The organism is Curtobacterium flaccumfaciens, from assembly GCF_013359815.1.
In the GTDB taxonomy this organism is placed as follows: Bacteria; Actinomycetota; Actinomycetes; order Actinomycetales; family Microbacteriaceae; genus Curtobacterium; species Curtobacterium flaccumfaciens.
The window spans coordinates 211,344-229,062 of the sequence record NZ_JABMCF010000032.1; the positions used below are offsets into that span (position 1 = coordinate 211,344).

Annotated in this window: 15 protein-coding genes and 1 pseudogene; 3 read left to right on the forward strand and 13 right to left on the reverse strand. The window is 71.8% G+C overall.

Annotated elements, in window-relative coordinates:
- Positions 1-194 precede the first annotated feature (194 nt).
- From HP445_RS04355 to HP445_RS04405, 11 genes are all read right to left on the reverse strand, one after another.
- Positions 195-1,379, reverse strand: a complete 1,185-nt coding sequence (locus HP445_RS04355) for an ABC transporter permease (protein WP_241660477.1) — start codon at positions 1,377-1,379, stop codon at positions 195-197.
- Positions 1,376-2,086 carry an ABC transporter ATP-binding protein gene (locus HP445_RS04360; RefSeq protein ID WP_128781515.1) on the reverse strand — a complete coding sequence of 237 codons (711 nt, stop codon included), beginning with the start codon at positions 2,084-2,086 and terminating at the stop codon, positions 1,376-1,378. Before HP445_RS04360 ends, HP445_RS04355 begins: the two co-directional genes overlap by 4 nt.
- Positions 2,083-3,201, reverse strand: a complete 1,119-nt coding sequence (locus HP445_RS04365; protein WP_128781514.1) for a peptidoglycan-binding protein — start codon at positions 3,199-3,201, stop codon at positions 2,083-2,085. Before HP445_RS04365 ends, HP445_RS04360 begins: the two co-directional genes overlap by 4 nt.
- Complete coding sequence (locus HP445_RS04370; RefSeq protein ID WP_128781513.1) at positions 3,198-3,716, reverse strand: hypothetical protein; 519 nt, start codon at positions 3,714-3,716, stop codon at positions 3,198-3,200. The genes HP445_RS04365 and HP445_RS04370 overlap by 4 nt, the downstream gene beginning before the upstream one ends.
- A complete protein-coding gene (locus tag HP445_RS04375) occupies positions 3,713-4,921 on the reverse strand; it encodes a sensor histidine kinase (protein ID WP_128781512.1) in 1,209 nt (402 codons plus the stop codon). Before HP445_RS04375 ends, HP445_RS04370 begins: the two co-directional genes overlap by 4 nt.
- Complete coding sequence (locus HP445_RS04380) at positions 4,918-5,571, reverse strand: response regulator transcription factor (protein ID WP_128781511.1); 654 nt, start codon at positions 5,569-5,571, stop codon at positions 4,918-4,920. The genes HP445_RS04375 and HP445_RS04380 overlap by 4 nt, the downstream gene beginning before the upstream one ends.
- A 45-nt stretch (positions 5,572-5,616) precedes the next feature.
- Positions 5,617-6,171 (reverse strand): DUF2231 domain-containing protein, encoded by a 555-nt coding sequence (locus tag HP445_RS04385; RefSeq protein WP_128781510.1) that lies wholly within the window; start codon positions 6,169-6,171, stop codon positions 5,617-5,619.
- 74 nt (positions 6,172-6,245) lie between these two features.
- A complete protein-coding gene (locus HP445_RS04390) occupies positions 6,246-8,414 on the reverse strand; it encodes an ATP-dependent Clp protease ATP-binding subunit (RefSeq protein WP_084740532.1) in 2,169 nt (722 codons plus the stop codon).
- Positions 8,415-8,467: 53 nt separating this feature from the next.
- Positions 8,468-9,886 carry an MFS transporter gene (locus HP445_RS04395; protein ID WP_128781509.1) on the reverse strand — a complete coding sequence of 473 codons (1,419 nt, stop codon included), beginning with the start codon at positions 9,884-9,886 and terminating at the stop codon, positions 8,468-8,470.
- Between the two features lie 104 nt (positions 9,887-9,990).
- A complete protein-coding gene (tatA, locus tag HP445_RS04400; protein WP_372496361.1) occupies positions 9,991-10,278 on the reverse strand; it encodes a twin-arginine translocase TatA/TatE family subunit in 288 nt (95 codons plus the stop codon).
- A 148-nt stretch (positions 10,279-10,426) separates the two neighbouring features.
- Positions 10,427-13,105, reverse strand: a complete 2,679-nt coding sequence (locus HP445_RS04405) for a glycoside hydrolase family 2 protein (RefSeq protein WP_128781508.1) — start codon at positions 13,103-13,105, stop codon at positions 10,427-10,429.
- A 238-nt stretch (positions 13,106-13,343) separates the two neighbouring features.
- Here HP445_RS04405 and HP445_RS04410 point away from each other — a divergent pair, with 238 nt between their 5' ends.
- Positions 13,344-13,763: a hypothetical protein gene (locus HP445_RS04410; RefSeq protein WP_027464885.1), complete on the forward strand. Its 420-nt coding sequence runs from the start codon at positions 13,344-13,346 to the stop codon at positions 13,761-13,763.
- Between the two features lie 73 nt (positions 13,764-13,836).
- Complete coding sequence (locus HP445_RS04415) at positions 13,837-14,667, forward strand: aldo/keto reductase (protein ID WP_128781507.1); 831 nt, start codon at positions 13,837-13,839, stop codon at positions 14,665-14,667.
- 61 nt (positions 14,668-14,728) lie between these two features.
- Here the strand turns inward: HP445_RS04415 and HP445_RS19110 are convergent, their stop codons facing one another.
- Both HP445_RS19110 and HP445_RS04425 read right to left on the reverse strand, forming a co-directional pair.
- Positions 14,729-15,874 carry a class I SAM-dependent methyltransferase gene (locus tag HP445_RS19110; protein ID WP_128781506.1) on the reverse strand — a complete coding sequence of 382 codons (1,146 nt, stop codon included), beginning with the start codon at positions 15,872-15,874 and terminating at the stop codon, positions 14,729-14,731.
- A 105-nt stretch (positions 15,875-15,979) separates the two neighbouring features.
- Positions 15,980-16,276, reverse strand: coding sequence for a hypothetical protein (locus HP445_RS04425; protein ID WP_128781505.1), 297 nt, complete (start codon positions 16,274-16,276; stop codon positions 15,980-15,982).
- A gap of 86 nt (positions 16,277-16,362) precedes the next feature.
- On the opposite strand from HP445_RS04425, the pseudogene HP445_RS04430 reads away from it, so the two are divergent.
- Positions 16,363-17,719: pseudogene (locus HP445_RS04430) on the forward strand (hypothetical protein); the annotation flags it as partial.

Sequence of the window (17,719 nt, forward strand, 5' to 3'; positions counted from 1 at the left end):
TGTGACCGCTTTCGATCCGCGTGTTTCCGGGGCATCACGGATGTCGAACAGATCGACGCAGATGCTTGACCAGGTGGTCATGACCAGGCATGATCTGCGACTCGCGTCCGGTGTGGGGAAGCGACCGCCTGGAGGCCCGGTGCCGGTCCGCCGGACCGGCACCGGGCCTCCAGTGCGCGCGTCCACCGCACGCGTCAGACGGCCGCCAGGGCGGACGTCGGCGGGATCCGCGCCGCGCGTGCCGCCGGGTAGAGCCCAGAGACCCCGCCGATCACGACCGTGGCACCGAGTCCCCCGACGACGGCCCACACCGGCAGTGCCACTGGCCATCCCTGCGTGACGGCGAAGACGACCGTCACCGCGACGCCGAGCACGACGCCGGCCAAGCCGCCCAGGAACGACAGCAGCAACGACTCGACCAGGAACTGGTCGCGGATGCTCCGACGACGGGCCCCCAGCGCACGGCGGACGCCGACCTCGGCGCGGCGTTCCAGGACGGTGATCACCATCGTGTTCGCCACCCCGATACCCCCGACGAGCAGGGCCACCCCGCCGATGCCGACCAGCAGCCCGGTGAAGGAGTCGTCCGTGGCGTCCTTCGCGGCCAGCGCGTCCGACGGCCGTGTCACGCCGACGTCCTGCGGTGCCCTGGGTCGGACCGCACCGGCGAGCAGGTCCCGCGACCGTTCGACGTTCGCCGGGTCGACGCGCGTGTAGACCGCGGTCGGGGCTCCGTCGAAGCCCAGCTGCCCGGCGAACCCGCGGGGCACGAACACCCGCGAGTCGAGGTCCTCGGCGAGCGCGACGGGGTCGAGCACCCCGACCACCTGCACCCACCGACCGCCGATCCAGAGCCGGCTGTCAGGATGCAGGTCCTCCATGCCGAGGACCGCGGCCGCCCGTGCCCCCAGCACGACCTGCGGCGCCCCGGCGGCGTCGTCGATCCACCGCCCGGCTGCGAGCTGCCCGCCGAGGACCCGTGGCACGTCGCCCCACGCGGCGAGCACCCCGAGGCCCTTCGTCTCGGGCGCCGGGACGCGGTCGTTCCGGTACACGCCGGTGTCCGGCACGGTGCCGACGGCGGCGGCCGACTCGACGTCGTCCTGCCGCAGCACCGACTCGAGTGCGGTGGGCGGCAACGGGACCGGTTCGCCGAGGCCCTGCGCCCGGGTGAGGGTGAGCACGTTCGTGCCGAGCGTGTCGAGCACCTGGTCGACCTTCGCCTTGCTCGACGACGAGATCCCGACGACCGCGAGCATCGCCGCGATGCCGATCGCGATGCCCAGCGCCGACAGCACGACACGTCCGGGCCGCGTCCGCAGCCCGAAGACGCCGAGGCGGAGCAGGTCGACCGCGCCCACGGACCGACGCCGGCTCACCGGGTGACCTCGGGCTCGATCATGCCGTCGCGCATCCGGACCTGCCGGGGCAGCGACGCCGCCAGGTCGAGGTCGTGCGTGATGACCACGACCGTCGTGCCCGCCGCGTTGAGCTCGCGCAGGAGCTCGACCACCGCGGCACCGGACGCCGTGTCGAGTGCACCCGTCGGTTCGTCGGCGAGCAGGATCGTCGGGTCGCCGACGACGGCCCGCGCGATGGCGACGCGTTGGCGCTCCCCGCCGGAGAGCTGGTGCGGTCGGTGGTCCACCCGGTGCGCCAGGCCCACGCGGCCCAGGGCCTCGACCGCCAGTCGGTGCCGCTCGCGCCGGGGCACGCCCTGGTAGAGCACGCCGTCGGCGACGTTCTCGGTGGCGGTCGCGCCGGCCTGCAGGTGGAAGTGCTGGAAGACGAACCCGATGTGGTCAGCACGGAGTCCGGACAGGGCGTCGTCGGACATCGTCGCGACGTCGTTGCCGGCGATCGTCACCGTGCCGGACGTCGGACGGTCGAGGGTCCCGACGACGTTGAGCATCGTCGACTTGCCCGACCCCGACGGGCCGACGACCGCGACGAGTTCGCCGGCGGTGACCTCGAGCGACACCCCGCGCAGGGCCCCGACGTCGCCGTAGGTCTTCGTGACGTCCCGGAGCGACAGGACGGAGTCGGGCGACAGCACGGCGGCGGTGGGCCGCACGGCGGCGCTCATCCGGGCACCACCACGCGATCGCCGGCGGTCAGGGCGCCAGTGACCGCGATCCGTCCGTCCGCGCTGAAGCCGGGCTCGACCCGGACCCGCTCCGTCGTGCCGTCCCGCTGCACGACGTCGACGGCGTACCGGCCACCGGCACCCGCGACGAGTGCGGCGACCGGCACGGACAGGACGTCGTGCTCGGTGGTGCCCTCCGCGTCCACCTGCGCGGACGCTGCCGCCGGCAGCGTGCGCTTCCCCGGGTCGAACGACACCGAGACGTCGACGGCCGTGCCGCCGTCCTCGCTCGTCGTCGGCTGCACGCCGACGACCGAACCCGGCATCGCCGCCCCGGCACCGTTCACCCGGACCTCGACGTCGGTGCCGACCGCGAGCCGCTCCGCATCGCGCTGGGGAACGGTCGCCGTGACGACGCGACGGGTGCTCGTGACCTGCAGCACGTCGGCCGCCGCACCCGCGCCAGCACCAGCGCCACCGACACCCGCTCCCGCTCCGGCTCCGCCGGCGATCCGTTCCCCGAGCCGACCGTCGACCGAGGCGACCCGGACCGCGCCGTCCACGAAGGCGACGTCGTCCGCCGTCAGCACCGAGGTCACGTCGTGTCCGCGGTCATGCTGCCACTGCCGGACGGCTCGCTCGGTCCGTGGACCGAACCGGTCGTCCACGGACACGTCGTACCCGAGCGCGGCCAGGTTCTCGTTGAGCTGCCGCACGTCGGCGCCCTGCAGCCCCCGTTCCAGGTCCCGCCAGAGCGGCACGGTGCCGTACATCGACCGGACGTCCCGCTCGTCGACGGCGTACAGGGCCCCGTCGCGTTCGATGACGTCACCGGCCCCGGGCAGCCAGGTGATCGTGCCGGCGGCGGCACCGGGGACCCCCGTCGCCGAGCCGTACCCGAGCGTCCCGGCGAACACCTTCGAGTCGGTCAGGTCGCCGCGCGTGACCGCGGCGGTGGCTCCGGTCGGCGCGGTGTCGCCTCGCGACCCGCTGCTGGCCGAGGCTCCCGGACCGCTCGGCACCGTGGCGAGGGCCCACGTCCCGACCCCCGCGGCCACCGCCGCGACGAGGCACACCGACACGATCACCCGGCGACGGACGCGCCGGTGGCTCACGACCCGGCTCCGCCCTGGACGGCCTCGAAGGCCGCGTCGGTGCAGGTGTGGGCGGCCTCGTCGAACGCCTGCTGGTCGTCCGGCTGGAACCGGGTCTGCGCCTCCTGGTCGTCCGGGAAGTCCGGGAACCCCTGCTCCCGCAGGCACTCCGCCGTCTTCCTCGCGATCTCCTCGCTGCCCGGCATCGGCTGCGCGGCCTGCGCGTCCCCGGCCGCTGCGGAGTCGTCGAGGCAGCCCGTGAGGTCCTCCTGGTACTGCTCGGGGTCGACGCCGTCGGGTGCGCTGAGCTGCATCGACCCGCCGCCGGTGCCGGGGTCGGGCATGTCGTAGCCGCGATCGCGCATGCACTCGGCGAGGGTGACGCCGGGTGCCGCACCACCGGACGCCGTCGTCGTGTCGTTGTCCGGTGACGCGTCCGAGCAGCCGACCAGGAACAGGGGCAGCAGGACGACGGCCGCGGCCGCGCTCATCAGGGACCGGGTGCGCCGAGTGGTCGTCTTCGTGGTGTGGTTCATGCCTCCAGCACACCGGAACGGCTGTTTCGCCCCGCGTGCACGTCGGGTTGCACCGACGAAACACGGACCCGCACGAACAGCCCGCCGGTCGGCCGTGCGGCGATCGACAGTCGCCACCCGTGCGCATGCACGATCGCGGCCACGATCGACAGGCCCAGACCGCTGTGCTGCCCGCGTGCGTCGTCCGTCCCGCCGCGGCGGAACGGTTCGACGAGCAACTCCGCCTCGTCCGCCGCGACCACCGGCCCACCGTTCTCGACGACGAAGCCGTCCGGCTCCGTGGTCACCAGGACGGCGCCGCCGGGTTCGTTGTACTCGACGGCGTTGCCGACCAGGTTGCCGAGCAGCTGCCGCAGCAGCGTCGGCTCCCCCGGGACGACCAGGCCGGGAGGCCCGGTGCGGCACTCGTGGGTCAGCGTCACCCCCGCCTCGGCCGCGTCCCGGGCCGCCCCCGCGACGACCTCGACGGTCACCTCGTCGATGTCGACGGCGCGCGTCGCGCCCGCCAGGCCACGATCGGCCTCGGCGAGCACGAGCAACGACTCGACCAGCCGCTCGGTCCGGCGGTTCTGCTCCAGCAGCTCCGCCCGGACCGCTCGGACGTCCGCGGGGTCGGCGTCGTCGTGCAGGCCGATCTGCACCGCTGCGCGCTGCACCGCGAGCGGCGTCCGGAGTTCGTGGGACGCCTGGGCGACGAACCGGCGCTGACTCTCGAACGCGGTCTCCAGGCGGGCCAGCAGGTCATCGACGGTGCGCGAGAGCCGCCGGAGCTCGTCGTCGGGACCGTCCAGCGCGATGCGCTCGTGCAGGTTCGACGCCGAGATGCGGTTCGTGGTCGCGGTGATCCGGTCGATGGGGCGGAGCACCCGGCGGCTCACGAGCCAGCCGATGCCCCCGGCCGCGAGCCCGGCGCCCGCGATCCCGATCGCGGACCACTGCCACTGCTGCACGGCCACCAACCGGATCACCGCCACCGCACCGTCGTCGTCGGTTCCGTCGACCTCGATCGGGGCCGGAGCGGTCGTGGCACCCGGCGATCCGGACGGCGGGCGCTGCACGGCCGCGGTGTCGAGGCCGGCCCCGACACCGGCCAGCGACATGGTGTTCGTGAAGACGACGACCCCGGTCGCCAGCGCCATGGCCGCGAGCGCGAACGTCAGGGCCGTCCGGGTCCGGATGCTCCAGCCCTTGGCCCACCGGCTCACAGCGCGTAGCCCTGGCCGGGCACCGTCCGGATCGGGTCCGGGTCCCCGAGCTTCCGGCGGAGCTTCGACATCGTCACGCGGACCGCAGCGGTGAACGGGTCGGTGTTCACGTCCCAGACCTTCTCGAGCAGGTGTTCGGCGGAGACGATCCGACCGTCCGCGCGGAGCAGGGTCTCGAGCACCCCGAGTTCCTTCGAGGTCAGATCGAGCGGCCGTCCGTCGCGCGTGACCATCCGCCGGTTCGTGTCGACGACGAACCCCGCACGCTCGAGCACCGGGGCGACGGGTGCGACGCTCCGCCGACCGAGTGCGCGGACCCGGGCGACGAGTTCCGGGTACTCGAACGGCTTGGTCAGGTAGTCGTCGGCACCGAGCTCGAGCCCGTGCACACGGTCGTTCACCGTCGTCGCGGCCGTGAGCAGGAGGATCCGTGTGAGGGCTCCGCGTGCGGTGAGCCGCCGTGCGACCTCGTCGCCGTGCAGCCCGGGGACGTCACGGTCGAGCACGACGACGTCGTAGTCGTGCACCGCCAGCAGCTCGTCGGCGTCGTCGCCGCGATAGGCGACGTCCACCGCCATGTCCTGCCGTGTCAGGCCCGTCGCGATCAAGTCGGCGAGGGCTCGTTCGTCGTCCACCACGAGTACGCGCATCGATACATCACACGTGACGTACCTCTGCCGGACCTGGGAGCCGAATCAGGCGTCGAACGGCACCTCGCCGTGGTCACTCACGCCGGCGCGCCGGCGGTAGGACAGGTGCCCACCGAGGTACCCGCCGACACTGACGACGGCGAGACCCGCGAAGCCGAGCAGCTTGCCGGCACCGTGGTTGCCGCGCTTCCGCTGCAGCCACGACAGGCCGTACAGCGACAGACCGGTCCAGTTCACGGCCTGGTGCACCCATCCGGTGCGGAGCTGCTCGCGGTTCAGTTCGGACCAGTCGACGTAGCCGGCGACCGAGGCACTGCTCGCCGAGACGACCCCGACGCCGACCAGGGTCTTGGCGGCCTTCGCGTTGCCCTTCCCGCCGACCAGGTCGAGCACCGCGGCGGAGATCCAGGCACCGAGGGGCACCTGCACCATGAGCGGGTGGATCGGGTGACCGAACGGCACGCCGTGCAGCAGCTGGCGCAGGGCCTTCGGCTTGGCGAGGGCGTTCACGACGGCACGGTCGATGTCGACGGCCTTGTCGAGCACGCTCGCGTGCTCGACGGCGTCGGTGAGGCGACGGATCGCGCGGATCTCAGGCATGCCGTGGACGGTAGACGACCGGCCCGTCACCGGTCCCAGGAACCGGTGACGGGCCTCCTGTCTGTCTTGGTGGGCTACTCCTCGACGATCTCGGCCAGCTCGAAGGGCTCGACCGTCAGGCCGTCGCCGTCCGCCGCGACGTCCACCCGGACGGTGTCACCGTCGCGGACGTCACCCGACAGGATGGCGCGCGCCAACCGGTCGTCGATCTGCCGCTGCATCAGGCGGCGGAGCGGCCGCGCACCGTAGAGCGGGTCGTACCCGCGCTCGGCCAGCCAGCCGCGTGCCTCGGGAGTGACGGCGAGCTCGAGTCGGCGGTCGGTCAGCCGACGGGCCAGCCGGTCGACGTAGAGCGACACGATCTGCCCGAGGTCGTCGGCCGTCAGGGCCTGGAACACAACGATGTCGTCGAGGCGGTTGATGAACTCCGGCCGGAACGCCTGCTGCACGAGCTCACGGACCGCCTCTTCCCGCTGCGCGTCGCTCAGGGACAGGTCGGTCATGAACTGCGATCCCAGGTTCGACGTGAGCACGAGGATCGTGTTCCGGAAGTCGACCGTGCGCCCCTGGCCGTCGGTCAGTCGCCCGTCGTCGAGTACCTGCAGCAGCACGTCGAACACCTCGGGGTGGGCCTTCTCGATCTCGTCGAGCAGGATCACCGAGTACGGACGGCGGCGGACCGCCTCGGTGAGCTGTCCACCGGCCTCGTACCCGACGTACCCGGGCGGGGCACCGATCAGGCGGGCCACGGAGTGCTTCTCGCCGTACTCGCTCATGTCGATGCGGACGAGGGCCTTCTCGTCGTCGAACAGGAACTCGGCGAGCGCCTTGGCCAGCTCGGTCTTGCCGACGCCCGTCGGGCCGAGGAACAGGAACGAACCGGTCGGGCGGTCGGGGTCGGAGATGCCGGCGCGGGTGCGACGGACCGCCTCGGACACGGTGGTCACGGCGGTGCGCTGCCCGATGATGCGGCGGCCGAGCTCGCTCTCGAGGTGCAGGAGCTTCTCGGTCTCACCCTGCAGCAGTCGGCCGAGCGGGATGCCCGTCCACTGCGCGATGACGGCGGCGATGTCCTCGTCGGTGACGCTGTCGTTCACCATCCGGTCTGCGCTCTCGGCCTGTTCGGCGGCGGCGAGCTCGGCCTCGATGCGGGGCTTCTCGCCGTACTCCAGCCGGGAGACGAGTTCGTAGTCGGCCTCGCGCTGGGCTCGCTGCGACCGCATGTTCAGGTCGTCGAGCTGCTGCTTGAGCTCACCGATCCGGTTCAGGCTCGCGCGCTCGGCCTGCCAGCGCTGCTCGAGCTCGGCCAGCCGTTCCTCGCGGGTGCGCAGCTCGTTGCGCAGGGTCTCGAGGCGGGCCTTCGAGGCGTCGTCCTTCTCCTGCTTGAGCGCGAACTCCTCGACACGCAGACGGTCGACGTTCCGCTTCAGCTCGTCGATCTCGACGGGGCTGGAGTCGATCTCCATGCGGAGTCGGCTCGCGGCCTCGTCGATCAGGTCGATGGCCTTGTCGGGCAGTTGACGGCCGGAGATGTACCGGTTCGACAGGCTCGCGGCCGCGACCAGTGCGGAGTCGTTGATCGTCACCTTGTGGTGCGCCTCGTAGCGTTCCTTGAGCCCACGGAGGATCGCCACGGCGTCCTCGACGCTCGGCTCACCGACGTAGACCTGCTGGAAGCGTCGTTCGAGCGCGGCGTCCTTCTCGATGTACTCGCGGTACTCGTCGAGGGTCGTCGCGCCGATGAGCCGGAGCTCACCGCGGGCGAGCATCGGCTTGAGCATGTTCGACGCCGCGACGGACCCCTCGCCGCCACCGGCACCCATCAGGGTGTGCAGCTCGTCGATGAACGTGATGACCTGCCCGTCGGAGTCGTTGATCTCCTTGAGCACGGCCTTGAGCCGCTCCTCGAACTCGCCGCGGTACTTGGCGCCGGCGATGAGGGCGGAGATGTCGAGCGAGATGAGCCGCTTGTCCTTGAGGGAGTCGGCGACGTCCCCGGCGACGATGCGCTGCGCGAGCCCCTCGACGACGGCGGTCTTGCCCACGCCGGGCTCGCCGATGAGCACGGGGTTGTTCTTGGTGCGGCGCGTCAGCACCTGGGAGACGCGTCGGATCTCGGAGTCGCGGCCGATCACGGGGTCGAGCTTGCCGCTGCGGGCGATCGCCGTGAGGTCGATGCCGTACTGCTCGAGGGCGGTCTTCTGTCGTTCTTGCGAGTCAGGAGCGCCCTGGAGGTTCGCCATGCGTTCCGTCCTTTCGTTGCGGTGGTCCTGGAGTTGAGTCTACTCCACTCAACTTACGTGCGCTCCGGGACATTCCGGATCCCGACGGCGCAGACGACGGCACCGGCCGCCAGCAGGAGCGCCATCACCACCATGGCCCGGTGCAGCCCGTCGACGCTCACCTCACCGCCGAGCACCACGCCGGCCAGTGCCACCGTGACGAGTCCGGCGATCCGCGCGACCGCGTTGTTCACGGCCGAACCGGACCCGGCCTCGGACTGCGGCACCGATCCGAGCACCGCACTGGTCAGGGGTGTGACCATCAGGGCGATGCCCACGCCGATCAGCACCAGTCCGGGGAACACCGACCACCAGTAACCGGTCGGGTCGTCGCCGGCGAGCAGCAGCAGGAGCGCCCCGACCGCGCCGACCGCCGGACCCGCGGCCATGAACCACCGCGGGCCGTACCGACCGGCGAAGGACCCGACGGCGGTGGACAGCGCGAGCAGCATGATCGTCGGCGGCAGCGTCGCGAGGCCGGCGAGCCAGGCCGGGAACCGCCAGACCTCCTGCAGGAACAGGGTGACGACGAAGAACACCATGCCGAGCGCCCCGTAGATGGACAGCGTCGCGAGGTTGCCGACCGTGAAGTTCCGCGCCCGGAACAGCTCGAGCGGCACGAGCGGCGAACCCGCGGTCCGCGTCACCCGCAGTTCCCACGGCACGAACGCCACCAGTGCGGCGGCGCCGAGCACGAGCGCGCCGACCACCACGGGCGCACCCCACCCCAACCGCTCCTGCTCGATGAGCCCGAGCACGACACCACCGACACCCACCACGGCGAGCACGGCCCCGGCGACGTCGATGCGCGGGCGGACAGCGGGGTGCACGTCACCGGTGATGCGCAGGACCAGCGGGATCGTCACGGCGATCGGCACCGCGGTGAGCACGAAGACCCACCGCCACCCGATGCCGTCCACGACGAGCCCGCCGACCACGGGGCCGAGGATCGTTGCCGCGCTCGACCACGCCGTCCACGTGCCGATGGCCTTCGCCTGCGCCGCTCCACGGAACGCCGCGACGATGAGGGCGAGCGCGCTCGGCATGACGAGCGCCCCGCCGACGCCCTGCAGCGCCCGGGCGACGATGAGCACCTCGCCGGTCGGGGCGATCGCGCACACCACGGACGCGATGCCGAAGACCACGAGCCCGCACGTGATGATCCGGACGCGGCCGAACAGGTCGGACAGGCTGCCGGCGACCAGGATGAGCGAGCCGAGAGTGACCAGGTACGCGTCGACGACCCACTGCTGCACGACGAGTCCGCCGCCGAGCTCCTGCCGGATCGCGGGGAGTGCGACGTTCACGACGCTCGAGTCGAGCCCGACGACGAACGACGCCAGGATCGCCACCACCAGCACGATCCGCCGGTCGTCCCGGAGCGGCGCGACACCGTGCGGCACGGGCGCCGGAACGGGAACGGGAGCGGTCATGTGCTCATCCTGCGGCACCGGGTACCCCGCGGTCGATCCCGCACGACGAAGCCCCCGCGACCGAAGTGGTCGCGGGGGCTGCCGACAGGACGGGGCTGGGTGTCCTAACGCCGGGAGTCGGTGTTCGGCTGCGCGGTCGGCCCCGGGTTCAGGACCGGACCGGCGGCGGGCTCGGCGGGGACGTTCTGGACGGTGCTGTTCTGCACCGTGCCGTCCGGAGCCGTGCCGTTGGCCTGGGCCTTCTTCTCGTCGTCGGACATCTCCTTCTTGAAGATGTTGATCGACTGGCCGAGGCCCTTGGCGAGCGCCGGGAGCTTGGTCGCGCCGAACAGCAGGATGACGATCCCGAGGATGATCAGCAGGTGAAGGCCGGTCAGGTTACCAATCATCATGACTCCTTGATCTGGAACTGGTCGCCGTCCGCTGATCGTCGTCGATCACCGCGGCGGAAGTCCGTGTCCCCCCATGGTAACTCCCCCGCCCCCGGATGCCCAGGCCGGTCCCCGGAACGGACACCGTTCGCCCAGGGAAGCGCTCCGGTCACCGCAGGACGCCGTCGACGCTCCACAGCACCGGCGCCTCACGGAGCGCCGGGATGTCGGCCTCGGTCACACCGCCGAGCCGGAACACCACCCGCTCGCCGGGCAGCAGCGTCATGAACCCGCGGTCGACCGTTCCACCGGCCGCGACCCGGTCGGGCTGCACCAGCAGGTCGCGGACGAGCGAGTCGGCCTCGACGGTCAGGTCCAGACCACCGTCGACCACCGCGAACGAGGTCCGGTAGCGCGCGGGCTCCCACCGCATCGCGGCGTCGGGACCAGGGGTCCAGACCGCGCGGCGCCAGTCCATGTCCGCGATGACGAGCTCGTTGGCCGGGTCGTCGACGACACCGACCGACTCGGGCAGGGCGACGACCGCGACGCCGGCGGACGACAGCCGGACCGGCAGCGACGCCTCGGCCAGGATCGTGCCGGCCGTGGTGATCCGGCGCACCCGCACCACGCTGTCGTGCCCGGTGCGGGTCGACCGGACGGCCACCTCGACGGGCGAGGACCCGAACGCACCGGGCGAGACGCCCAGCGAGAGCGTGTCCGCGAGCTCGCCCAGGTCGGCCGTCTCGCCGACCGCAGGCGACGCACCCGGGTGATCCGGGCCTCCAGTCCGCTCCGCACCCGACGCACCAGCGGTACCGGCCGCACCCGGCGTCACCGCCACCGACGACACCGGACGGATCGTCAGCAGCACGTCGTCGTACAGGCGGCGCAGCTCGTGCGCCAGCGGCTTCAGCCGCCCCGCCGAGTCGATCGCCGACCACGACGACACCGGCCACAGGTCGTTCAGCTGCCACACCACGACGCCCGTGTTGCGCGGCCAGTGCGTGCGCCAGTGCTCGATGCCGGTCGCGATCGCCCGCGCCTGCTGCAGCTGCGTCAGGTAGTGCCACGCGTCGAACGCGGCCGGGTCGACCGCGCCGAAGCGCGGCTCCAGCCCGCGGGCCAGCTTGGCCATCCCGTCCGCGGCCTTCTGGTGGTGGACCACACCGGGCGAGTCGACCCGCAGCGGCGCGTCCGTGACCGCGTCGCGCAGCGTGCGCCAGGCGGGCGGCGCCTGCCAGCCGAACTCCGACACGAACCGCGGCACCGACTCGCGGTAGGCGGTGTCGGGCAGCCGGTTCCAGACGTCCCACGAGTGGTGCGTCTCGTGGTCGACCTCGTTCGCGGGCAGCGACTCGGAGCCGGACCACGGCGACGCGACCGTGTAGAAGCGCGACGGGTCGACCGCGTCGACGATGGTCGGCAGCAGGTCGAGGTAGTAGTCGAGTCCCCAGCCCCGATCGCCCAGCTCCGCGCCCCAGCCGTCGGCGTCGTGCAGCCAGATGTTCTCGTTGTTGCCGTTCCAGACCACCAGCGAGGGGTGGCGGGCGAGCCGGGCGACGTTGTCGCGTGCCTCGGCGATGACCTCGCTGCGGATCGGCTCGACCTCCGGGTAGGCCGAGCACGCGAACGGGAAGTCCTGCCAGACGAGCAGACCGAGTTCGTCGCAGACCTCGTAGAAGTCGCGCGATTCGTACACGCCGCCGCCCCAGACGCGCACGAGGTTCGTGCCGAGCGAGGCCGCGGCACCCAACCGGGACTCGAGTCGGGCACGGTCGACGCGCGAGACGATGACGTCGTCGGGGATCCAGTTGACGCCCCGGACGTCGATGAGCGTGCCGTTGACGTGCACGGCGAAGGGGCGGCCGATGCCGTCGACCTGGGTCTCGATGCGGGTGGACCGGAACCCGGTGCGGAACGTGTCGCGGTCGAGCACCTCGCCGTCGACGGTCTGCAGCTCGACCACGACGTCGTACTGCGGCTGCGCACCGTAGCCGCGCGGCCACCAGCGCCGCGCCTCGGGGACGCGCACGGTGACGACGGTCTCGTCGTCCTTCGGGGTCAGCTGCGCGCGGGACCGCTGGCGCGTGGTGCCGCCGTCCTCGGTCTCGCCGCTCACGGTGACGACGAGCACGAGGTCGTCGTCCTCGCCGTCCTGGTCCAGGTCGTTCATGCCCGAGCGCTCGACGGTGATGTGCGCATCGAGCACGCCCTCGCCGGCCTCGACGTCGACGAGCGGGCGGACCTCGCGCAGGCGCGCGGTCGACCAGCGCTCGATCGCGACCGGCCGCCAGGGGCCGCTCGTGACCGCCGTCAGACCCCAGTCCCAGCCGAAGTTCGACGCCATCTTGCGGACGTACGGGAACGGCTCGTCGTACGGACCGGGCATGCTGCCGGCCTTCGCCGCGACCCGGCCGGCCTCGCGGTAGGGCGACTCGAACAGGATCTCGAGGTCCTTCGTGGTGCCGCCGGACCCCGTCTGCACGCGGGCGTCGAACCGGTACCGGCGGTGCATGTTGCGGGTCGTGCCCACGACGACGCCGTCCAGGCTGAGCTCCGCGACCGTGTCCAGGCCGTCGCAGACCAGGTCGACGCGCTCGTGGCCCCGCGGGTCGACGTCGACCGTGCGGCGGTAGGCCCAGTCGGCGCGGCCGACCCACTTCGCGGCCTGCTCGTTCAGGTGGAACGTCGGGTCGGGCAGCAGCCCCTCCCGCTCCAGGTCGGTGTGGACCTGACCCGGCACCGTCGCCGGGATGGTGCGGCCCGCGACGCCGTCCGGCGCACCGGTTCCTCCGGCCATCGTCACGGTCCAGTCGTCGCGGAGTTCCTCGCGTTCGAGGGTCATGCGGGTCCTTCTCTTCGGCGGCAGGGTGTCCGTCAGCCTCGGTCGGGGACGTCGACCGGCGGTCCGACCCGCGGCCGGTTCCCACGGCCTGGAGGCACGGCACCGGTTGCCCGGGCGTCGTCACGTCGCGCGCACGAACGGGTTGCGCTCGCGCGAGGGGTGCTCGGCGATGCTAGTACGGGATGCTTTCGGCAACCTAGGTGGTGACAGGGGCGGGTCGCGCGGGCAAGGTGGGAACGTGATCACCGTCGAACTCGCCAGGTCCCTCCGTGACGCCGGCCTCCGCTGGCACCCCGAGACCGGGGACCGGTTCGTGATCGACAAGCCCGGCATCGACGACGACGTCTACACGGTGTCCGAGATGACCGTCGAACGGCACGACTCCCCCACCGGCACGATCCTCGGCTTCAACGGCACCACCGAGTGGGCGCTCGACTCGGTCACCGCCACCGAGTCGCTCTGGCTGCCCCGTGAGGACCAGCTGCGCGAACTGCTCGGGCCGTCGTTCATCGGACTGACCCGCGTGCAGGTCGGCGGTCGCGTGGTCTTCACCGTGACGGCGACGATCGGCGGGGCCGACCGCAGCTTCGCGTCCGAGGTCCCGGCGATCGCGTACGGCCAGGCGCTCCAGGCCTACATCACGGCTGCGCTCGCCTGAACGGCGCGCCCGGGGTCGCCGTTCCTGGGTATTGGCGGAATGGGCGCTGAGGGGCGTTTGGTTGCATGACACCATGACCGTTCCGAACATCACCCTGAACGACGGCAAGACCATCCCGCAGCTCGGCTTCGGTGTCTTCCAGATCGACCCCTCCGAGACGAAGGCCGCCACACTGGCCGCGCTCGAGGTCGGCTACCGCCACATCGACACCGCCGAGATGTACGGCAACGAGAAGGAGGTCGGTGAGGCGATCGCCGAGTCCGGCATCGACCGTTCCGAGATCTTCGTCACCTCCAAGCTCAACAACGGCTTCCACGCCCCCGAGGCTGCGCTGGAGAACGGCAAGAAGTCGGCCGACCTGCTCGGCGGCTACACCGACCTGTTCCTCATCCACTGGCCGCTGCCCACCGTCTCGGACTTCGTCCCGACGTGGAAGGCCCTCGAGGAGCTCTACGCCGCCGGTACCGCGCGGTCGATCGGCGTCTCGAACTTCCAGACCAACCACCTCAACCGCCTCGCCGCCGAGGCGACCATCACCCCGGCGGTGAACCAGATCGAGGTGCACCCGTACCTGGCGCAGGACGAGCTCCGCGCCTACAACCGTGAGCACGGCATCGCGACCGAGGCGTGGTCCCCGATCGCGCAGGGTCTCGTCCTGGACGACGAGACCATCACCCGCGTCGCCGCGTCGGTCGGCAAGTCCCCGGCCCAGGTCGTCCTCCGCTGGCACATCCAGCGCGGCGACATCGTGTTCCCGAAGTCGGTCACCCGTGCCCGCGTCGAGGAGAACTTCGCGATCTTCGACTTCGAGCTCTCGGACGAGGACATGACGGACATCACGGCCCTCGACAAGGGTCACCGCACGGGCCCCGACCCCGACACGTTCGACTACGTGCCGGCCTGATCGGTCCCCCACCGCACCACGTCGCGAGAGCCGTCCGGGTCAGCCCGGGCGGCTCTCGCCGTCAGCGGTTGGTCGCGACCGAGGCCGTGACCGTGAACTTGGGGGTCCGGACGACCTCGCGGGTCGGACCGACCAGGCGCGAGAGCACCGGCCGGTAGCGCAGGTGCGTGTTCCAGACGCACCACAGTTCACCACCGGCCTGGAGGATCGTGGCCGCGTTCCGGAACATCGCCTCGGCCGTGTCCGTGGTCACCGTGGTGTCCGCGTGGAACGGCGGGTTGCAGAGGACGAGCTGTGCGGACCCCTCAGCCAGCTCGTCGCCCGCGTCGGTCCGCAGCACCGTCACCCGGTCGGCAACGCCGTTGGCCTCCGCCGTCGCGCGCGTCGACTCGACCGCGATCCGGGACACGTCGGTGGCGATCACCCGAACCGACGGTCGCCGACGAGCGACCGCAGTCGCGATGACGCCGTTGCCGCTCCCCAGGTCGACGATCGTGCGCGCGGTGGGGACCGCCTGGTCCATCGCGTCGAGCAGCACCCGCGTGCCCTGGTCGAGCGACGTCCCGGCGAACACACCCCCGTGGGCGACCAGGGTCATGCCCAGGTCGTCGACGTGCACCGACCGGGGCCAGGGGTTCGTCGTCGCGGCGCGGTTCGCCTGTGCGCGGAGCGGGTCCTGCGCGATGAGCAGTCGCGACTTGCCACGGCCTCGTGATGCCGTGACCTCGCCGAACGAGCGCCGGAGCACGTCGTTCTGCGTCACGTGCATGTACTTCACGTTGCCGCCGCAGAGCAGCACCACGTCGGGCGCCGCGAACCGGGCGACCGCGCGGGCGATCTCGTCGAGCCGGTCGTGCGACTTCGAGAGCCGCAGCACCACGAGCCGCACGTCGCGGAAGGCGTCCTCGAGCGAGTCGGGGTGGTGGAAGCCGCGCAGCCCGAACGTGCCGGCGTTGGCCTCGAGCGCCCGCTCCCCGACCAGGGAGTCCTGGATGACCCGGATGTCGCTCGCGCCGTACTGCGTGATGAGGCCGAGCGTCAGCACCCCGTAGCGGTCGTCGACGACCGCGACCTCGCCGGGCTGCCGGAGTGCGTCGCCGTGCACATGCGGGGCCTCGTCGAGCAGGAAGCGGTCGGTGCCGTCGATCGCGATGAGGTCGGGCGCGTCGTCGTCGCGTCGGCGGAAGAGGTCGGCGAAGTCTGGCACCGCGTCAGCGTACCCGGCGGCGATCGGCGCCGGAGCACGGCGTCATCGCACTCACGATGTGAACAGGCTGTGTATTTCACATGTCAATACACTGGGAGTCCCCCATCAGAAGGAGCCCCCAATGGCATCCACCTCGTTCCGGAGCGCTGCAGTCGTCTGCGGTGTCCTGACCGCCTCACTCGGTTTCGGCCTGCTGACGCCGGCCGTCGCGACCGCAGCCACCACGACCCCCGCAGCCGCGTCGTCGTCGGACTCCACGGCGCAGGAGGCCAATCCCGACTTCGACTCCATCCCCGTCGATCCCTCGCTGACAGCCCCGAAGTTCCACCAGGACTGGAGCACGCCGTTCGGCTCCCGCATCGTCGTCGGGGATGCCGGCGGCGACGACGTCTGGCTCGTCATCGGCAACACCGCCTACGACCGCTCCACGGGGGGGCGGTCTGTTCTTCCTGAACGTGCAGGACCGACACCAGGACGCTGGACTCGAGGTGATCCGGGTCCACACCGCCGCCGACGGCACCCAGACCCGCGGTGAGCGCATCCCGATGCCGCGGAGCATCCGTGTCGACGGACTACAGCAGCAGAACACGTTCACGCCCGGCACCACCCACTTCGCCGGCAGCGCGACCGCCGGTGCCACCATCGTCGCGAAGGACACCACCTCGGGCGCCACCCTGTTCACGACCGAGGTCAGCGGAGCCCGCACCGGGACCGGCACCTGGAGCGCCGATGCCGACCTCGCCGACGCCGACCACGTGATCACCCTCACGCAGACGACGACCGACGGCCGCACGAACGAGCTCCGCGACGTCCGCTTCTCGCCGGCCGCGTCCGACGGGCCGACCGCCCCCACGCTCCAGACGACCGAACGACGGCTCGACGGCTCGTTCGTGCTGACCGGCAAGTACGACGACTCGGTGGACTCGGTCGTCGTCCAGGACGCTGCCGGTGCCACGATCGCCGATGCGACGCTCGAGGAGACCGGCTACATCGCCCGGGTCCCCCAGGACCGCCTCGGCTCGACCGTCTACGTCGTCGCGAAGGCCGCCGACGGCACGCCTTCGAGCCGAACCGCAGCCCCGCTGGCGCAGCTCCCCACCGACACTTCGGTGCCGAAGCCGACGGTGAGCTCCGTGTACGTCCACACCGACGGCCGGGTGCAGGTCGTCGGCGAACCGGACGGCGCTGCGGCGCTCTGGATCCTCGACGGCGACCGCGTCGTCGCCGGCGTCGGGCACAACGAGATCTGGAGCTACGTCATCCGTGCGCAGGAGACCGGCAAGCAGCTCGAGATCGCCAACGTCGGCTTCGACGGCAAGGGCTTCTCGTCCCTGTCCGAGCGTGTGGCACTCCCCCGCCTCCTGCAGGTCGACGGCCTCGCCAACAACAACACCTACACGCCGGGCGCACGCGCCTTCGCCGGCACCGCCGAGGCGGGCGCGACGATCACCGCGACCGACCAGCGCGGCCGCGAGCTCTTCACGGCACCGGTGACCGGTACCCGCTCCGGCGTCGGGACATGGAAGGCCTCGGCCGACCTGACCAGCGCAGCCGGGTACGAGCTCACCTTCACGCAGAAGACCGCCGACGGCCGGACGTCGGTGATGCGGAACATCGCGTTCGACGCCGAGGCGCAGACCGTCGAGCCGGTCACGGTCACCACGAAGACGGTGACCGCGGGCATCTCGAACCACATCACCGGCGCCGCCACCCCCGGCGCGACCTTCCGCGTCCTCAACCCGAGCGGCACCCAGATCGTCCCGGGCACCCACACGGTCGCCACCGACGGCTCCTGGTCGTTCGACCGCGTCGTCTCCAAGGGCGCCGCCAAGCTCGACATCGTCA

Bases quoted from the DNA above. Each gene is read 5' to 3' on its own strand.
- HP445_RS04360 (WP_128781515.1), bottom strand. From the start codon at position 2,086: ATGAGCGCCGCCGTGCGGCCCACCGCCGCCGTGCTGTCGCCCGACTCC.
- HP445_RS04370 (WP_128781513.1), bottom strand. From the start codon at position 3,716: ATGAACCACACCACGAAGACGACCACTCGGCGCACCCGGTCCCTGATG.
- HP445_RS04380 (WP_128781511.1), bottom strand. From the start codon at position 5,571: ATGCGCGTACTCGTGGTGGACGACGAACGAGCCCTCGCCGACTTGATC.
- HP445_RS04385 (WP_128781510.1), bottom strand. From the start codon at position 6,171: ATGCCTGAGATCCGCGCGATCCGTCGCCTCACCGACGCCGTCGAGCAC.
- HP445_RS04390 (WP_084740532.1), bottom strand. From the start codon at position 8,414: ATGGCGAACCTCCAGGGCGCTCCTGACTCGCAAGAACGACAGAAGACC.
- HP445_RS04395 (WP_128781509.1), bottom strand. From the start codon at position 9,886: ATGACCGCTCCCGTTCCCGTTCCGGCGCCCGTGCCGCACGGTGTCGCG.
- tatA (WP_372496361.1), bottom strand. From the start codon at position 10,278: ATGATGATTGGTAACCTGACCGGCCTTCACCTGCTGATCATCCTCGGG.
- HP445_RS04405 (WP_128781508.1), bottom strand. From the start codon at position 13,105: ATGACCCTCGAACGCGAGGAACTCCGCGACGACTGGACCGTGACGATG.
- HP445_RS04415 (WP_128781507.1), top strand. From the start codon at position 13,837: ATGACCGTTCCGAACATCACCCTGAACGACGGCAAGACCATCCCGCAG.
- HP445_RS04425 (WP_128781505.1), bottom strand. From the start codon at position 16,276: ATGACGAGCCAGACGTCGTCGCCGCCGGCATCCCCGACGACGATGCGG.